Source organism: Flavonifractor sp. An112 (assembly GCF_002161085.1).
Lineage (GTDB): Bacteria > Bacillota > Clostridia > Oscillospirales > Oscillospiraceae > Flavonifractor > Flavonifractor avicola.
The window spans coordinates 1-16,110 of record NZ_NFLU01000025.1; the positions used below are offsets into that span (position 1 = coordinate 1).

16 protein-coding genes are annotated in these 16,110 nt (G+C 57.5%); 3 read left to right on the top strand and 13 right to left on the bottom strand.

The features are described 5' to 3' along the window. Nucleotides 1-156: 156 nt before the first annotated feature. From B5E56_RS13750 to B5E56_RS13775, 7 genes are all read right to left on the bottom strand, one after another. Nucleotides 157-1,539, bottom strand: a complete 1,383-nt coding sequence (locus B5E56_RS13750) for a relaxase/mobilization nuclease domain-containing protein (protein ID WP_087391182.1) — start codon at nucleotides 1,537-1,539, stop codon at nucleotides 157-159. After that, the gene (locus B5E56_RS14530; protein WP_143383185.1) at nucleotides 1,505-1,723 is read right to left on the bottom strand and encodes a plasmid mobilization protein; all 219 of its coding nucleotides are present in this window, start codon (nucleotides 1,721-1,723) and stop codon (nucleotides 1,505-1,507) included. Before B5E56_RS14530 ends, B5E56_RS13750 begins: the two co-directional genes overlap by 35 nt. A 140-nt stretch (nucleotides 1,724-1,863) precedes the next feature. Then, nucleotides 1,864-2,217, bottom strand: a complete 354-nt coding sequence (locus B5E56_RS13755) for a TnpV protein (protein WP_087391185.1) — start codon at nucleotides 2,215-2,217, stop codon at nucleotides 1,864-1,866. 100 nt (nucleotides 2,218-2,317) lie between these two features. Then, nucleotides 2,318-3,478 carry an AAA family ATPase gene (locus B5E56_RS13760; RefSeq protein ID WP_242959007.1) on the bottom strand — a complete coding sequence of 387 codons (1,161 nt, stop codon included), beginning with the start codon at nucleotides 3,476-3,478 and terminating at the stop codon, nucleotides 2,318-2,320. Further along, the gene (locus B5E56_RS13765; protein ID WP_087391188.1) at nucleotides 3,465-3,803 is read right to left on the bottom strand and encodes a plasmid mobilization protein; all 339 of its coding nucleotides are present in this window, start codon (nucleotides 3,801-3,803) and stop codon (nucleotides 3,465-3,467) included. The genes B5E56_RS13760 and B5E56_RS13765 overlap by 14 nt, the downstream gene beginning before the upstream one ends. Further along, entirely contained in the window at nucleotides 3,784-4,878 is a 1,095-nt protein-coding gene (locus tag B5E56_RS13770) for a site-specific integrase (protein ID WP_087391190.1), read from the bottom strand. Before B5E56_RS13770 ends, B5E56_RS13765 begins: the two co-directional genes overlap by 20 nt. Next, the gene (locus B5E56_RS13775) at nucleotides 4,865-5,080 is read right to left on the bottom strand and encodes a transcriptional regulator (protein WP_087391193.1); all 216 of its coding nucleotides are present in this window, start codon (nucleotides 5,078-5,080) and stop codon (nucleotides 4,865-4,867) included. Before B5E56_RS13775 ends, B5E56_RS13770 begins: the two co-directional genes overlap by 14 nt. Nucleotides 5,081-5,260: 180 nt before the next feature. On the opposite strand from B5E56_RS13775, the gene B5E56_RS13780 reads away from it, so the two are divergent. Continuing rightward, entirely contained in the window at nucleotides 5,261-5,761 is a 501-nt protein-coding gene (locus tag B5E56_RS13780) for a helix-turn-helix domain-containing protein (protein ID WP_087391196.1), read from the top strand. A 224-nt stretch (nucleotides 5,762-5,985) separates the two neighbouring features. On the opposite strand, the gene guaA is transcribed toward B5E56_RS13780, so the two are convergent. The 6 genes from guaA to B5E56_RS13810 all read right to left on the bottom strand — a co-directional run bounded on the left by guaA (nucleotide 5,986) and on the right by B5E56_RS13810 (nucleotide 14,840). Then, a complete protein-coding gene (gene guaA, locus B5E56_RS13785) occupies nucleotides 5,986-7,527 on the bottom strand; it encodes a glutamine-hydrolyzing GMP synthase (RefSeq protein WP_087391198.1) in 1,542 nt (513 codons plus the stop codon). Between the two features lie 68 nt (nucleotides 7,528-7,595). Beyond that, nucleotides 7,596-8,624 carry an acyltransferase family protein gene (locus B5E56_RS13790; RefSeq protein WP_158098739.1) on the bottom strand — a complete coding sequence of 343 codons (1,029 nt, stop codon included), beginning with the start codon at nucleotides 8,622-8,624 and terminating at the stop codon, nucleotides 7,596-7,598. 116 nt (nucleotides 8,625-8,740) lie between these two features. Further along, the gene (locus B5E56_RS13795; RefSeq protein WP_087391204.1) at nucleotides 8,741-9,376 is read right to left on the bottom strand and encodes a hypothetical protein; all 636 of its coding nucleotides are present in this window, start codon (nucleotides 9,374-9,376) and stop codon (nucleotides 8,741-8,743) included. A 72-nt stretch (nucleotides 9,377-9,448) separates the two neighbouring features. Continuing rightward, entirely contained in the window at nucleotides 9,449-12,739 is a 3,291-nt protein-coding gene (gene carB, locus B5E56_RS13800; RefSeq protein ID WP_087391207.1) for a carbamoyl-phosphate synthase large subunit, read from the bottom strand. After that, a complete protein-coding gene (locus tag B5E56_RS13805) occupies nucleotides 12,739-13,833 on the bottom strand; it encodes a carbamoyl phosphate synthase small subunit (protein WP_087391210.1) in 1,095 nt (364 codons plus the stop codon). The genes carB and B5E56_RS13805 overlap by 1 nt, the downstream gene beginning before the upstream one ends. Before the next feature lie 176 nt (nucleotides 13,834-14,009). After that, nucleotides 14,010-14,840 carry a metallophosphoesterase gene (locus B5E56_RS13810; protein ID WP_087391213.1) on the bottom strand — a complete coding sequence of 277 codons (831 nt, stop codon included), beginning with the start codon at nucleotides 14,838-14,840 and terminating at the stop codon, nucleotides 14,010-14,012. A 74-nt stretch (nucleotides 14,841-14,914) separates the two neighbouring features. On the opposite strand from B5E56_RS13810, the gene B5E56_RS13815 reads away from it, so the two are divergent. Together B5E56_RS13815 and B5E56_RS13820 are read left to right on the top strand one after the other, a co-directional pair. Beyond that, nucleotides 14,915-15,595, top strand: coding sequence for a DUF421 domain-containing protein (locus B5E56_RS13815; RefSeq protein WP_087391215.1), 681 nt, complete (start codon nucleotides 14,915-14,917; stop codon nucleotides 15,593-15,595). Further along, entirely contained in the window at nucleotides 15,592-15,972 is a 381-nt protein-coding gene (locus B5E56_RS13820; protein ID WP_087391218.1) for a DUF4363 family protein, read from the top strand. Before B5E56_RS13815 ends, B5E56_RS13820 begins: the two co-directional genes overlap by 4 nt. Nucleotides 15,973-16,110: the final 138 nt, after the last annotated feature.

The following is a 16,110-nucleotide window of genomic DNA, read 5'->3' on the forward strand; positions in this document are numbered from 1 at the left end:
CTATCGTTTGTGCAGTTGGCAGACCGCACTTTCATTATAGCAAAGGGAGTTTCTTTATCACTTTCATCGCCATAGGCTTTTTGGAACCACTCGCCTAGCGAGTGGTTTTCTTTATACAACAAGGAGGGCAACCCGGTTGGGCTGCCCTCCTGTACTTTACCGTTCCATATACCGTCGTTTTATCTTTTCCCTTGGCTCAAGTCCCTGCCGCAGCGTCAGCTCGCACTCCATGTACCGGCATCGCTCAGGCATCCTGTCAAGAATCTCCCGGGCGTTCTTTCTATCCTTGCGAAGTTGGGTAAGCTGTCGGGTACAGCTGTCCCGCTGGGACTTGAGCAGTTTCTTCTCCTGTGGATCACTACACCGCCGAAGCCTGTTATAAATACCGCTGCGCTGTTTCTCTGCTGCCTGGATCTGCTCCTGGGTTCTGGTAAGAAACTGCGCCACCTGTTCCGCTGTTTCCAGTCCCTCACGGCCCAGCAGACGGGTTTGGGCTGTGATAGCATCCAACCGCTGCAACTCCAGCCGCAGGGCCGGAGAGAAGGGCTTGCGTGGGGTTTTGCGTTTTGGAATCGCTCCCAGCAGGTAGCAGTAGTGAAGATAGAGCCGGTAGAGGTTGTTCTGGGTCAAAATCAGCTGCATGATGCTTTGTTGTTGGCGTGGTACCGGATACTTGGCCCTCCATTTCTGCCGGTCCTCCTTATACCAGAACTGGCATTGGTATTGTGCCGCCAATGGCCGTTCATAAATCCGCTGCCGGATACGTTGAATCTCATAGTCCTCACCCAGACGCCACAACCGTATCGCCTTTTTGCTGTCTATGAATCGGATTGTGGGGTATTTCAGCTTCTCATCGTACCGCAGCACATAACCCAGATCCAGCAGGATTTTACCAAACCGCTCCATATCGCCAGACATACAGATGGCGTAATCAATGGCTTTGCGCATTAACTGAAAGCGGGTATTTGCCCCCATCTTTTCGGCAAAGTAGATGCTCCGTGGCGTTTTTCCCTTGGGATGCTCAATCACCGTCAGATTGTGCTCCCGGCACAGCTCGTCGGAGATCTCCCGCATCCGGTAAAAAGCCCGTTTGTCACAGTTGAACTTCTGGCCGTCCTTGTAGCTGACCGAGTTAATGACCAGATGGTTATGGTAAGTACCGGTATTGAAGTGGGTGGCAATCAGCACCTGAAACTGGTCGCCCCACATCCGCCTGGCCAGCTCCACCCCCAGCTGGTGGCACAGCTCCGGGGATACCTCGCCGGTCTTAAAGCTCTGGACACAGTGGTAAGCCAGATTGCCGCCTGTCTTATTGAAGTGCCGCTTGACGTACTGCATATCCTCGCAGGCATGGTCACGGCGGCAGTGGAGTGTGGTAACGTACATGGTCTTTTCAGGGTCGCTGGTGACCTTCTGGTCGTTCTGAGCATAGTGGAGTACCTGCTGTATATCAGAGAACTCCGTCTTTTCTGCGTTCTCCGCATAGCCCACTACCCGGCTCAGGCTATCCTTGATGGCCCAGATCTTCGTGACACCCATGGGCCACACCTTCTTCCAGATTATCAAACAACTCTGCCGGGTTTGGCTGGGCCAGATCCTCCCCAACACCTACCCGGCGCAGGTAGGCCGACAGGCCAATTCCGGCTCGTCTGGCCCTGGCCTCCATCCTCCGTTTCTCCTGTTCTGTCACTCGAATGTGGATGTCACAGGTTCGGTTTTTCAAGGGTTCCTCCTTCCTCCGGGGTTACAGGGGCGGAGCCCCTTTCGGCTCCGCCGCCCCAGGCTTTGTGGCTACAAAGCCTATGCTCGCTACACTCCAGGACACCCTTTTGGGGTGTCCCGTGTCCCCCGGCACTTTCCCGGTCAGGCATACACAATTTCCCGCAGAATCTGCTCCTCTGCGGCAGCTCTGAAGCTGTTCATCAGTCCCACCCAGCGCAGCTGAGCGGCGGCTTTCAGCTGCTCGTCCACCCCCTCTTTTGCGGCCAGGTCGGCAACGATCCGGTCTACCTGCTCCGCAGCCAGAGCGTCAATTTCCTGGAGGTGTGCATCCAGTTTCCCGACCAGCAGCAGCCGGTCATACATCATGGGCCGGTGCTGCTTCAGATAGGTTTTCCGCAGCAGCCCGTACTTGCCCAGGGGGCGGTTATCGTCTGTCTGGGATAGGTAAAGGTCGGGGTAGTGATAGTCCCCGATTTTTGTATAGGTCAGTTCCATATCCTCATCACTCTTTCCATTATTTGGGGTTCTGTGACGCTTGTGACGCAAGTGACGCAAAAAACAGTACCCACTTTTAGCGTCACAAGCGTCACTTGCGTCACACAGGCTCGGTTTCTAGCCTCAAAGTGATATGGCTGCCAGCTCTATCTCTTATGTTCTTGTAGGAAATTCCATAAGTAGCATATAACTGCCCAGCTCGCACATTGAGCCGCCTGGTCAGGCTGCTGGCCGTGGTTTTCAGCCCCAATCTCTCCAGCATTTCCGCACCGCTTCCCTGCCACACCGGCTGCTCTGGTGTCACCAGTTGGGCTACCTGCTCCAACAGCGGATCAGGTGGTTCCTTCCACAGCTCACAGTCCGCCCCCTCCAGCGCCCAAGTCAGATTTTCTTCGTTGCGGAGCAGGCGGAGCCGTTGGTCGGGCTGGTCACGGCCTACAATGTCCAGGATAGCCCGGTGGTCGGTACGCTTCTCCTTGTGCAGCAGAAAAGCTCCGTCGGCACATCCCAGCAGGCCGGTGGTACCGGAAATCATTTCAAAGCTATCCTCTGACGGTTGCTTTCTGGTGTGGTGAACAATCAAGATACAGATATTGTGGTAATCGGCAAAGGTTTTCAGTTGGCCAATAATCTCATAGTCGCTGGCATAGCTATAACGATCTCCTGCCGTCTCCCGTATCTTTTGCAGGGTGTCAATGACAATCATCTGGGCTTGGGGGAATCGTCTGAGAAAATACTCCATCTGCTTCTCCAATCCCTGTCCGAGTTGTTTGGCAGCCACTGCCAACATTAAATCCCCGTGGCCATCTACCCCAAACATCCGGGCCATGCGCTCCTGGAGTCGCCGGTACTGATCCTCCAGGGCCAGATAGAGCACCGCTCCACGATGTACTTGATAGTCCCAGATGGCTTGTCCTGTACTGACGGCATAGGCTATCTGGAGCACCAGAAAGGATTTGCCGATCTTGGGCGCTCCGGCAAAGAGGTACACTCCTTTGTATAGTAAACCATCGATGACCGGCTCCTTGACCGGGAAGGTCTGATCCATTAGTTCCTCCATCCCGACCATGTGGAGATAGTCAGGGCTTTGCATCTGCTCCCACTCACGCAGACGTTTTTCAATGTCCTCTGTGGGATTTTCCGGGTATGGATTGCCTTCTGCCAGGTTTTCTGTTATAATAATTGCGTTCTTTTGACGCAGTTGCCCTCCATCTGTTGGCCCAGATGGGTTCAGGGCAGCTGTTTTTTTATCTTCTGGCATGGTCGCTTCCCTCCTTCATTCCTGTGAGAAGTTCGGCCATCAACCGCAGAATCTCCACCATGTCTGGGTCCGCTACCATTCCAGGTTCTAGTCGCTTTAACTCTTCTACGACTCCATTTAGCTCATTTCTCAATGCCTTGTAAACTCGGGGATTGCCCTGAACAATCACATCCCGGCAAAGAATGCGCCTGGTAATGTATTCCTGCTTGGTCAGTCCGGACAAGCGCACCGCCCGTTCCAATTCCAGATCTTCTTCCGGCGAGATCCGAAAGGACACCACCTTATTCCGCCAGCGTCCCCTTCGATCAAGGCATTTCTGTGACATATTCCCCACCCCTTTCAAAATCCAGTTGATCTGCCATCTGCCGCTGTTTGGATGGAAACAGGTGTGCATAGCGGTATGTAATATCAATGGTCTCATGGCCCACCCGGTCAGCAATGGCCAGGGCTGAAAACCCCATATCGATCAGCAGGCTCACATGGCTGTGTCTCAAATCGTGCAGACGAATCTCTTTTACGCCGGTTTCTTGGCACCCACGGATCATTTCATGGCGCAAATAGTGCTTTGTTACAGGAAAAATTCTGCTGGTTTTATCCGCACCATAAATCTGTCGGAAGTAGTCCTGCAATTCCTCACACAGAAACTTGGGAAGCTGGATCGTTCGATTGCTCTTGGGCGTTTTGGGTTCTGTAATGAGGTCCTGCTTGTCAATTCTCTGGTAGGACTTATTGATGGTCATGGTCCGCTTTTCAAAGTCAAAATCCCGTTTTGTCAGGGCCAGCAGCTCCCCCAGGCGGACACCTGTCCAGTACAGCACTTCAAAGGCATAGAAAGACATGGGCTTGTCCATCATGGCATCTGCAAACCGGAGGTATTCTTCTTTGGTCCAGAACTCCATTTCCCGCCGCTCTTTCTGTCCCATGCTGCCCGCCTTGGTTGCCGGATTGACCTGCAGATCATAAAATTTGACTGCATGGTTGAAAATGGCCGTGAGTTGATTGTGAATATTACGCAGATAGGTATCTGTATAGGTGTCTCCCTGCTTATCACAGAGCTGGCGCATTGTGTTTTGCCATTCCAGTACATCCCTGGCGGTAATCTCACAAAGCCGCTTTTTCGCAAAATAGGGCATGATTTTACTCTGGATCACACTTGCTTTGGTTTTCCAAGTGTTCAGACGCACCTTGGGCTTCATATCACGCTCATACAACTCCACAAAACTCTCAAAGGTCATATTGTTGTCAGCCTTCCGCTGCATCAGGAACTGCCGCTCCCACTCCAGGGCCTCCCGCTTGGTAGCAAAACCACGCTTTACCTTGGGTCTGCGTTCCCCTGTCCAGTCAGTATAACGAAACTGCAAATACCAACTGCCGTTCTTTTTATCCTTATACGCCGGCATAGCTTCCGTCTCTCCCCTCATCCTTGGTGGCGTACATCTTCTCATGGAAGAATCTGCGGTCCACCCGTCCCTGGAGAACGATGAATCCCCTCTCTTCCAACTCCTTGTTCAAGGTGCGGATCACCTTGTAGGCATAGGCCACAGACACACCAAGTTCATCTGCTACCTCCTGGGCACGCATATAGATCTGTTCCGATTTCATACAATCATTCCTTTCTTATTTCACAACTGTTTTCAGTTGAGTTGTGCTTATAATATAATACTAATTTGCTTTAGTCAATGCATTTCTTGTCGATTCTAAAACTTTTTTATTTTAGTCATTGACGGTATTGCGTTTACTCTGTTATACTGATATAAACAAAATGGAGTGAGGAGATCGAATATGGCAATCGGTGAGCGGATTCGGTTCTTTCGCAATCTGCGTGGGATGACATTGAAGGTACTGGGAACAGCGGTCGGCTTTTCTCCACGTACTGCCGAGGTTCGTATGTCCCAGTACGAGAAGGGTCTCCGTACGCCCAAAGCGGATTTGACGGAGCATCTGGCGCATCTCCTCCAAGTATCTCCTGATGCCTTGAATGTGCCGGATATCGATACCTATCAGGGGTTCATGCACACGCTCTTTGCCATTGAAGATCTCTATGGCCTGCAGATTGGAAAATTGGACGGGGAGCTTTGCCTGCATTTCAACAGCATTGATGCCCGGTTAAAGTTCCGGGACGACTTCAATGCCTGGTATACGGTACTGCGCCGGTATCAGTTGGGAGAGATCTCCAAAGAGGAGTATGACCGTTGGCGGTACACCTTCCCGGAAGTAAAGGCACGGGAGACCCGTGACAGACTGGATGCCCTGCGCCAGAATATGGCTGATTCGAAGGAATAAAAAACGGCTCTGCCGACTGTAAACACACAGTCAGCAGAGCCGTTTGGCTTCTGTCAGAATTGGGAATTTTGTCGCAGCCTGTCACATATATTCCACCGGCGTCCAATAACCGTCAGAATAACCTGGCAACATGCGGTGCAATCATTTTGCAATCAATACACCGTGAGAATTTTGAAAAAACCTGCATTTCCAAGGCTTTGCGGGCTCAAAAATACAGTTTTTTCTTATTCCCACTCAATGGTTGCCGGGGGCTTACTGGTAATATCGTAGACGATACGGTTGATACCCTTGACCTCGTTGACGATACGGGTGGAAATACGGTCCAGTACGTCATAGGGGATACGGGCCCAGTCAGCAGTCATAAAGTCGCTGGTAGTAACAGCGCGGAGGGCCAGCGTATAATCGTAGGTGCGGCCGTCGCCCATAACGCCCACGGAGCGGGTGTTGGTGAGTACGGCGAAATACTGGTTGATGTTCTTGTCCTCACCGGCGGCGGCGATCTCCTCCCGGTAGATGGCGTCGGCGTCCCTGAGGGTATCCAGCTTCTCCTTGGTCAGGTCGCCGATCACACGGATGGCCAGGCCGGGGCCGGGGAAGGGCTGGCGCATGACCAGGTACTCGGGCAGGCCCAGCTCGCGGCCCAGCTGACGCACCTCATCCTTAAACAGCAGCCGCAGGGGCTCGATGATCTCCTTGAAGTCCACATAGTCGGGCAGACCGCCTACGTTGTGGTGGCTCTTGATGACGGCGGCATCGCCGGCACCGGATTCAATGACGTCGGGGTAGATAGTACCCTGGACCAGGTAATCCACCCGGCCGATCTTCTTGGCCTCTTCCTCAAAGACACGGATGAACTCCTCGCCAATGATCTTACGCTTGCGCTCAGGCTCAGCCTCACCGGCCAGCTTCAGCAGGAAACGGGTCTCAGCATCCACCCGGACAAAGTTAATATCCCAGCGGGCAAAGGCAGCCTCCACCTCGTCGCCCTCATTCTTGCGCATGAGGCCATGGTCCACGAATACGCAGGTGAGCTGCTTGCCCACTGCCTCGGCCAGCAGTGCGGCCGCCACAGAGGAGTCCACACCGCCGGACAGGGCCAGCAGAACCTTGCCGTCGCCCACCTTCTCCCGGATGTCCCGGATGGCGGTATTCTTGTAATCTTCCATGGTCCAGTCGCCGGTGGCGCCGCACACCTCATAGAGGAAGTTGCGGATCATGTCCACACCATGCTGAGTGTGGTTCACCTCGGGGTGGTACTGCACGCCGTAGAAGCCCCGCTTCTCATCGGCAATGGCCACATTGGGGCAGGCGTCGGTACGGGCGGTGAGGGCAAAGCCCTCGGGCACCTTGGCCATATAGTCGCCGTGGCTCATCCAGGAGATGCCCTGCTCCGGCAGGCCCTTGAAGAGCTTGCAAGTGGTGTCGTAATAGGTCTCGGTCTTGCCGTACTCTCGGGCGGTATCCTCCTGGGCGGCGGTGACCTGACCGCCCAACGTATGGGCCATCAGCTGGCAGCCGTAGCAGATGCCCAGCACAGGCACCCCCAGCTCAAAAATGGCGGGGTCCACATGGGGGGCCTTCTCGTCGTACACGCTGTTGGGGCCGCCGGTAAAGATGAAGCCGATGGGCTTCATGGCCTTCAGCTGCTCCAGCGGAGTGGTATAGGGCTTGACCTCGCAGTACACGCCGCACTCACGGACCCGACGGGCAATGAGCTGATTGTACTGGCCGCCGAAGTCCAGAACGATCACGGTCTGATGGGACATTCAAGTTCCTTCTTTCTATGGAGTCTATAGGTTTCCGAAAATTTGCGTAACAATTATAGCTTAGAATATCATATTTTTTCCCCAGGCGCAATACTTCTCCCACGTCCGCGCCGCGTTTGAAGCAGGTGATACCATCCCCCGCCGAACAGGAAGCTGGTGACACGCCCTGTCGCCGGATTGCCCAACAGAAGCAGCAGCCCCACCCATACCAGTAGCACCTGCCACGATTGGGCCAGCAAATAGGGGAATTTCAGCCGGAGCAGATGGAAGAAAAAGCCGTGGAACAGATAGATGGGCAGGGTATTCTGCCCCAAAACAGTTATCACCGGGATTCTGCGCTTAAGGTGAGGGGCCAGGCCTGCAAACAGGAGAAAAATCACACTGGCCGCGCAGCACATGATAAGTCCCCGCATCTGCCAGCTATAGCCCAGATCCTCATAGCCGTAGGCGCCCAGCATCATTTTTGCGGTCACACCCTGCCGCAGCAGCAGCCACTCTAAAAGCACGCAGCAGGCGACCGCAAGGCCCAGCACAATCCCTCTGAGGGTCCGTCCTCCCCCGTTCCAGCGGGCTCGCAGGCCGTCCGCCCGTCTGAAGTAGTAGCCCAACAGAAACCAAGGCTGGAAGGCGATAATCCGGGAGGCGCTCCACTGGTAGTCGATGCTCTTGTCACAGCCCACCAGCAGCGCCAAAGCTACCGACGCGGCAACCATCAGCCACCGCCCCGTGGCGGACGGCGCGTCGTACACCGGTAGCAAGAGGGTGTAAATGGCCAGCACAAAGAGGTACCACAAGATCCAGTAGGGCCTGGAAAACTGCACATGAACCCAGGGGTCCCCCAACTTTTCCACAAAGGCGGTGTACAACCACTGGAGGACCAGATAGGGCAGCGCCATGCCAAAGATCCACTTGCTCCGATCAAACCTGGCAAACATTCCGCTGAGAAACAAAAAGGCAGGCATATGAAAGGAGTAGATTACAGCATACAGCGTCTCTTTGTGGGGAAATTCCCCCGCAATCTCCAGCAGGTGCCCCAGCACCACCAGGGCAATGAGCAAAAGGCGCAGATTATCATACTGATATTCCCTTGTTTTCACGTCCGGCCCGCCTTCTTTCCACGACAGCCTATGCCCGCTTAGAATATCATGTTTTCTTCCCTCCCGCAATAGCAGCAAAAAGGCCGCCGAGTTCTGACAGCTCAGCGGCCTTTTATTCAGGCACCTATCTCCGCGCCGCCCCACTCTACAACGGTAAAGCCAGTGCGCTCCGGAGCAGCAAGCGTCTGGGGCTCCACCTCCACCGGCTGGTCCAACTCCTGCCAGGCCATGAATACCCGGATCAGGGTATCCGGGGCCGGGTCAATGGTCAGCTTGGCGCTGTCGGTGTAGGCCTCCTGTTGGAAGGAGATCAGGTTATAGGGGTTGTGCTCCATCTTGGGCAGCCAGTAGATGATAAACTCGTTGGCCTCCTGCTCCGTCAGGCCCAACTGGGCCAGGGCGTCCTCCAGAAATGCGGCGGTGTTTTCCCCAGCCACGCAAAACCCGGTGGAAAAGTCATATTCGGTTTGGCTGATCCCCTCCCAGAACAGGCAGTAGTACTGCCGTCCGGTGGTCGGGTCCGTGAGGGTGCCGTCGGGAGAAGCGTCCACCGTCCAGCCGTCCCCATAGGCGGGATAGGTGGCGGTCAGTTTCCCATCAAAGTCCAGGGTAACGGAGACCTTGGTTTCTTCCTCCGGGTAGAGGTAGATCACCGGTTTTTCAGCCGCAGGGCCTCTGTCCGGAGCACTGCATCCGGTCAGCGAGACGGCCAGCAGGCAGGCCGCCAGGGTTAAAGGAACCAGTTTACGCATAAAAACTCCCCCTTCCAGATTCTTAGGTCCTTTTTATCAGACGAATCCGGAAGGGGGAAGTTCCCATTTTATTTAAATCTGAGTAATATCAATGGGCCGCAGGTCGGAGGGCCGGCCCTGGGTTCGGATGGTGAGCATGGCCCGGGCGGTGTCAATAGCGGTGATGCAGGCCACGGAGTGCTCCACGGTGGAGCGGCGGATCTTGAAGCCGTCAGTATCGTGGCGGCGGCCCCGGGTGGGGGTATTGATGACCAGATCCACGGTGCCGGAAGCGATCATGTCCAGGATGTTGGGGTGAGCCTCGGAGACCCGAGCCACCTTGCGAGCGGGGATGCCCACGGCGTTGAGGGCGTCGCAGGTGCCGCTGGTGGCCAGGATCTCAATGCCCATGTCGGCAAAGCCCTGGGCGATACCGATGATCTCGCCCTTGTCCTCGTCCTTGACGGTGATGATGATGCGCCCGCCCTTCTTGGGAGCCTTCATGTTGGCGCCCTTAAAGGCCTTCAGCAGGGCCTGGGGGAAGGACTCGGCCAGACCCAGGCACTCGCCGGTGGACTTCATCTCGGGGCCCAGGCCGGTGTCCACGTCGGTGAGCTTCTCGAAGGAGAACACCGGCATTTTCACAGCGTAGTAGTCGGCCTCTTTGTAGATGCCGGTACCGTAGCCCAGGTCTTTCAGCTTCTGCCCCAGCATAACCTTAGTGGCCAAGTCGATGATGGGCACGCCGGTGACCTTGGAGATATAGGGGATGGTACGGGAGGAGCGGGGGTTGACCTCGATGACATACACTGTGTCGTCATAGATGACAAACTGGATGTTCACCAGGCCCACCACACCCAGAGCCTTGGACAGGTCGTAGGTATAGCGGTAGATGGTCTCCTTGTGCTTCTCCTCGATATGGATGGGAGGATAGACGGAGATGGAGTCGCCGGAGTGGACGCCGGCCCGCTCGATGTGCTCCATGATGCCGGGGATGAGCAGATCCTCCCCGTCAAACACGCCGTCCACTTCCACCTCACGGCCCATCAGATACTTATCCACCAGGATGGGATGCTCCTGCTCCACCTGATTGATGATGCGCATGAACTCGGTGATGTTGCGGTCGTTGTAGGCAATCTCCATGCCCTGGCCGCCCAGCACATAGGAGGGGCGCACCAGCACGGGGTAGCCCACCTCGTGGGCCGCCTCCAGAGCCTGCTCGGTGGTAAACACTGTCTTACCGGCGGCGCGGGGAATCTTGCACTGGTTGAGGATCTCGTCAAAGCGCTCCCGGTCCTCGGCGGCGTCCACGCCGTCGGCGGAGGTGCCCAGGATGGGCACACCCATGTTGGTGAGGGCCTGAGCCAGCTTGATGGCGGTCTGGCCGCCGAACTGCACCACGGCGCCCCAGGGCTTCTCCAACTCCACCACGGCCTCCACGTCCTCGGGGGTCAGAGGCTCAAAGTACAGCTTGTCGGCCACGTCGAAGTCGGTGGACACAGTCTCGGGGTTGTTGTTGATGATAATGGTCTCATAACCCAGGCGCTTAAAAGCCCAGACGGAATGGACGGAGCAGTAGTCGAACTCGATGCCCTGGCCGATGCGGATGGGGCCGGAGCCCAGCACCAGCACCTTCTTCTTGTCCTGACCGGGCCGGTGGGCCTCAGGCGTAGCAGCAGCCAGCCAGGGAGCCTCCGGGATATGGGGAGCCAGCTCGCCCACCTGGGGCAGATGAAGCTCCTCGGCGGCCTCGTTCTCCTCATCGTAGGTGGAGTAGTAGTAGGGGGTCTGAGCCTCAAACTCGGCGGCGCAGGTGTCCACCATCTTGAAGGCGGGGCGGATGCCATAGGACTCACGCAGGGTCTTGATCTCTCCCCGCTTCTTGCCGGACAGGGCGGCAATCCAGGCGTCGGAGAAGCCCATCTCCTTGGCCATGCGCAGGGTATCGGCATCCAGATGGCCGTGGTCCAGTTTGTCCTCCATGTCCACGATGTTCTGGAGCCGGTCCAGGAACCACAGGTCGTACTTGGTGATCTTGTTGATCTTCTCGGGGGAGAAGCCCCGGCGCAGGGCCTCGGCCACCACGAAGAGGCGCTGGTCGTCGATATTTACCAGCCGCTCCTCGATCTCTTCGGTGTACAGCTGATCCAGGCCAGGCAGGCGCAGGGACTTCACAGGCAGTTCCAGAGAACGGATGGCCTTCATCAGGGCACCCTCAAAGGAGTTGCCGATGGCCATGACCTCGCCGGTGGCCTTCATCTGGGTGCCCAAAGTGCGGCTGGCGGTGGTGAACTTATCAAAGGGCAGGCGGGGAATCTTCAGCACACAGTAGTCCAGGGTGGGCTCAAAGCAGGCGGTGGTCTTGCCGGTCACCGCATTGGGGATCTCGTCCAGGGTATAGCCCAGGGCGATCTTGGCGGCCACCTTGGCGATGGGGTAGCCGGTGGCCTTGGAGGCCAGGGCGGAGGAGCGGCTCACGCGGGGGTTGACCTCAATGACCGCGTACTCGAAGGAATCGGGATTCAGAGCCAGCTGCACGTTACAGCCACCCTCGATCTCCAGGGCGGAGATGATGTCCAGGGAGGCCTTACGCAGCATCTGGAATTCCCGGTTGGCCAGGGTCTGGGTAGGGGCCACCACGATGGAGTCGCCGGTGTGGACGCCCACCGGGTCTACGTTCTCCATGGAACAGATCTGGATCACGTTGCCGGCGGAGTCACGCATGACCTCGAACTCGATCTCCTTCCAGCCGGAGATGCAGCGTTCGATGAGCACCTGGCCCACGCGGCTGAGATGGATGCCGCGGTCGGCAATCTCCCGCAGGGACATCTCGTCGTAGGCAATGCCGCCGCCGGTGCCGCCCAGGGTATAGGCGGGGCGGACAATGACGGGGTAGCCAATGCTGCTGGCGAAGGCTACGGCGTCCTCCACGCTCTCCACCACGTCGGAGGTGACGCAGGGCTGGCCGATGGCCTCCATAGCGTCCTTAAAGCCCTGGCGGTCCTCCGCCTTGCGGATGGACTCAGGGCTGGTGCCCAGCAGCTTGACGCCGTACTGCTGCAGGATGCCCTGCTCGTGGAGGTTCATAGCCAGGTTCAGGCCGGTCTGGCCACCCAGAGTGGGCAGGATGGAGTCGGGGCGCTCCTTCTGGATCACCTGCTCCACGCTGGCGATGTTCAGGGGTTCAATATACACATGATCAGCAATGTCCTTGTCGGTCATGATGGTGGCGGGGTTGGAGTTGACCAGCACCACCTCCACGCCCTCTTCCTTCAGGGCGCGGCAGGCCTGGGTACCTGCGTAGTCAAACTCGGCGGCCTGGCCGATGACGATGGGGCCGGAGCCCAGCACCAGTACCTTCTTAATATTCGGATTCTTGGGCATTACCGGTCGCCTCCCTTCATGCTGTCCACAAAGCGGTCAAAGAGATATTCGGTGTCCATGGGGCCGGGGGAGGCCTCGGGGTGGAACTGGACGGTGAAGCAGTTGGGCCGCTTATAGCGCAGGCCCTCCACACTGCCCTCGTTGACGTTGACGTGAGAGATCTCCGCCACAGCGGGGTCCACGCTCTCGGCGGTGACCACATAGCCGTGGTTCTGGCTGGTAATAAAGGCCCGTCCGGCGGCCAGATCCTTCACCGGGTGGTTGCCCCCCCGGTGGCCGAAGCGCATCTTCCGGGTCTCGGCGCCGGTGGCCAGAGCCAGCAGCTGGTGACCCAGGCAGACGGCAAAGAGGGGCAGGCTGGAGTCGTAGAGTTTGCGTACCTCTTTAATAATGTCCACATTGTCCGCCGGGTCGCCGGGGCCGTTGGAGAGCATGACGCCGTCATAGCCGCCGGTGAGGATGGTCTCCGCCGGGGTATGGGCAGGATAGACGGTGACCTGGCAGCCCCGCTTCTGAAGGCAGCGGATCATGTTCTCCTTCACGCCGTAGTCCATCAGGGCCACCCGCAGCTTCTGCTCGCCCAGAGCGGGATAGAGCTGGGGCGCCTTCCGGGTTACCTTTTCCACGGTACCCTCCACCCGGTAGGCATGGATCTTCTCCAGGCACTCCTCAACATGAAAATGCTCCGCACAGGTGATCATGCCATTCATGGTCCCCTGACTGCGGAGTATTCTGGTTAAAGCCCGGGTATCCACGCCCTCGATCCCGGTAATGTCATATTGTTTCAGATAGGCGTCCAGCTCACCCTCGCAGCGGAAATTGCTGCCCCGCCGGGCCAGATGCCGCACAATAAATGCCTCAGCCCAGGGCCGGGAGGACTCATTATCCTCGTGGTTTACGCCGTAATTGCCAATGAGGGGATAGCTCATCACGATTCCCTGTCCCGCATAGGAGGGATCGGTCAGGATCTCCTGGTAGCCGGTCATGGAGGTGTTGAACACCATTTCGCACACCCGGTCTGCGGGGGAGCCCATGCTGACGCCCTGGAACATGGCGCCGTTCTCCAGAATCAAGGTCGCCTTCATCTCCTGCATCACGCCTTTCTTTCCATGATATTTGTTCGATTGTACTCTAAATATCCGCCTCCGGCAACTCCCTTTTTCCCTTCTTTTTCAAAATCGTAATTTTGGACAAAAAGTCGGAGCGCATCCCCCGTTTTTCACGGTCAATGCGCCCCGAATGTCTCAAAAAACTATAGATGCCCTCATAATTATTTTGGTGGTTCTATGTCCACCACCACCAGCTCCGGCCGGTTGAACAGACGGGGCACCCGGGTGCTCTCCCGGGCCAGTCCCCGGCTGACAATGAGGGTGGCACCGCCGATCTCATAGCGCCCGCCGGCATAGGTGGGGAACATTCCCTGATTGGGAGCCAGTACGCCGTTGATGAGGCCGGGCAGCCGCCATTGACCCCCATGGGCGTGACCGGCCAGCACCAGATCAAATCCGCTGTCGGCATAGTCGCTCACCCGCTCGGGCCGGTGGGTGAGCAGAACGGAGAAGTGGCTGCCGTCCAGGCCGCTGCCGGCCGCGGACAGTTGGGCCTCCCAGTTCTCCTCCCCCGTCTCCGGGTCGTCGACGCCGCCGATCTGCACCATCTGGCCCCCGGCGGCCACCCGGACACACTTGCCGTCCAACACCACCGCCCCGCAGGCGGTCAGCAGCTTTTTGATCTCCGCCAGCCGGCCGGTGCGGTACTCGTGGTTGCCCGCGGCGTAGTACACCGGCCAGCGGTCGGCCAGCTTTTTCACCGTGAGCAGGGCGCGCCACTCCTCCATCCGGGGCTCATCGTCCACAATATCCCCGCACATCAGCACCAGATCCGGGTTCTGGGCGGCCACTGCCGCCACCAGCTGCTCCTGGTTTTTCCCGTATCGGCAGGCGTGAAGGTCGGTGAGCACCGCCAGCCGGATGGGACTGTCCACCTGGTCGCTCTCCACCGTATAGTACCGCACCGCAAGGCGCACGTCCAGAGCTGCCGCCAGCAGGATACCGGCCGCCGTCCCTCCCGCTGCCAGCAGGGCCGCTGTCCTTTTTTTCATCGGTTCCCTCCTTTTGTATATCTGCCGCCATCCCGGCCATACTGAGAGTATCGTGATCTCCGGGAGGTCGTTTCATGGTCATTGCCTTTTTACGCACAATCATTCTTTATGCCTTTATTATTGCCGGTATCCGGCTGATGGGCAAGCGGCAGGTGGGTGAGCTGGAGCCCTCCGAGCTGGTGTTGGCCCTGCTCATCGCCGATCTGGCCGCCGTCCCCATGCAGGACTTCGGCATTCCTCTGCTCACCGGCCTCATCCCCATCCTCACCCTGCTGTGCATCACCATGGCCCTGTCGGTGCTCACCATGAAGAGCATCAAATTCCGGGCGGTGCTCTGCGGCCGTCCCAGCATCATCGTGGAAAACGGGAAACTGCGCCAGGGCGAGATGAAGCGCAACCGCTTCACTTTGGATGAACTGATGGAGGAACTGCGGATGAAGGGGGTTACCGACCTTTCCACCGTCAAGTATGCCATTCTGGAGACCAACGGCCAGCTGTCCGTTCTCCCCTTCGCCGCCCAGAAGCCGCCCACCACTCAGGACCTGGATCTGCACCTGCCGGAACCGGGGCTGCCGGTGGTCATGATCAACGACGGACGGGTCATCACCCGCAATCTCCATAGCCGGGGCCTGGACGAGGTGTGGCTGGACAAGCAACTTCAGCAGCACCATGTGAAACGGACCCAGGACGTGTTTCTGCTGACGGTGGATGAGACCAACAAGGTCTGCGTCATTGAAAAGGAGGCGGTCCGGTGAAGCGGCTGTGGATCGCCCTGGCACTGCTGGCTGCCCTGCTGTGCGGCACCCTGCTCCATACCTGGTCCCTGCGGGGCTTTACCCAGGGTCTGTCCGACGCTCTGGATGAAGCTCAGACCCTGGCCCGGGCCGACCGCTGGGAGGAAGCCCGTTCCCTGACGGAAGAGGCCCTGCAAACCTGGCGGGAGCGGGATGTGTATCTCCACGTCCTGCTCCGCCACGCCGACACCGACCAGATCTACGCCGGCTTCCAGGAGACCCTGGCCCTGCTGGAGAGCCAGGAATACGGCGAATACGCCGCCGCCAACGCCCGGCTGGTCACCCAGATCGAACTGCTCAGTGAGGCGGAGCAGCTCACCTTAAAAAATGTCTTTTAAACGAAAGGGGGGCGCATCTGCCGCGCCCCCCTGCAATCTCTCTTACTTGTTCCCTTCCATTTTATTTTCGTCATCTGTCCCAGCATTTTGACACATTCCAAAACACATTCCTTGTACCCCCTTCCTCCCCCTGCACCC

Excerpts from the sequence above, each read along its gene's own strand:
- B5E56_RS13810 (WP_087391213.1), bottom strand. The coding sequence starts at position 14,840 with ATGAAAAAAAGGACAGCGGCCCTGCTGGCAGCGGGAGGGACGGCGGCC.
- B5E56_RS13775 (WP_087391193.1), bottom strand. The coding sequence starts at position 5,080 with ATGAAATCGGAACAGATCTATATGCGTGCCCAGGAGGTAGCAGATGAA.
- B5E56_RS13815 (WP_087391215.1), top strand. The coding sequence starts at position 14,915 with ATGGTCATTGCCTTTTTACGCACAATCATTCTTTATGCCTTTATTATT.
- B5E56_RS13770 (WP_087391190.1), bottom strand. The coding sequence starts at position 4,878 with ATGCCGGCGTATAAGGATAAAAAGAACGGCAGTTGGTATTTGCAGTTT.
- guaA (WP_087391198.1), bottom strand. The coding sequence starts at position 7,527 with ATGTCCCATCAGACCGTGATCGTTCTGGACTTCGGCGGCCAGTACAAT.
- B5E56_RS13760 (WP_242959007.1), bottom strand. The coding sequence starts at position 3,478 with ATGCCAGAAGATAAAAAAACAGCTGCCCTGAACCCATCTGGGCCAACA.
- B5E56_RS13795 (WP_087391204.1), bottom strand. The coding sequence starts at position 9,376 with ATGCGTAAACTGGTTCCTTTAACCCTGGCGGCCTGCCTGCTGGCCGTC.
- B5E56_RS13750 (WP_087391182.1), bottom strand. The coding sequence starts at position 1,539 with ATGGGTGTCACGAAGATCTGGGCCATCAAGGATAGCCTGAGCCGGGTA.
- B5E56_RS13780 (WP_087391196.1), top strand. The coding sequence starts at position 5,261 with ATGGCAATCGGTGAGCGGATTCGGTTCTTTCGCAATCTGCGTGGGATG.
- B5E56_RS13755 (WP_087391185.1), bottom strand. The coding sequence starts at position 2,217 with ATGGAACTGACCTATACAAAAATCGGGGACTATCACTACCCCGACCTT.
- B5E56_RS13805 (WP_087391210.1), bottom strand. The coding sequence starts at position 13,833 with ATGCAGGAGATGAAGGCGACCTTGATTCTGGAGAACGGCGCCATGTTC.
- B5E56_RS13765 (WP_087391188.1), bottom strand. The coding sequence starts at position 3,803 with ATGTCACAGAAATGCCTTGATCGAAGGGGACGCTGGCGGAATAAGGTG.
- carB (WP_087391207.1), bottom strand. The coding sequence starts at position 12,739 with ATGCCCAAGAATCCGAATATTAAGAAGGTACTGGTGCTGGGCTCCGGC.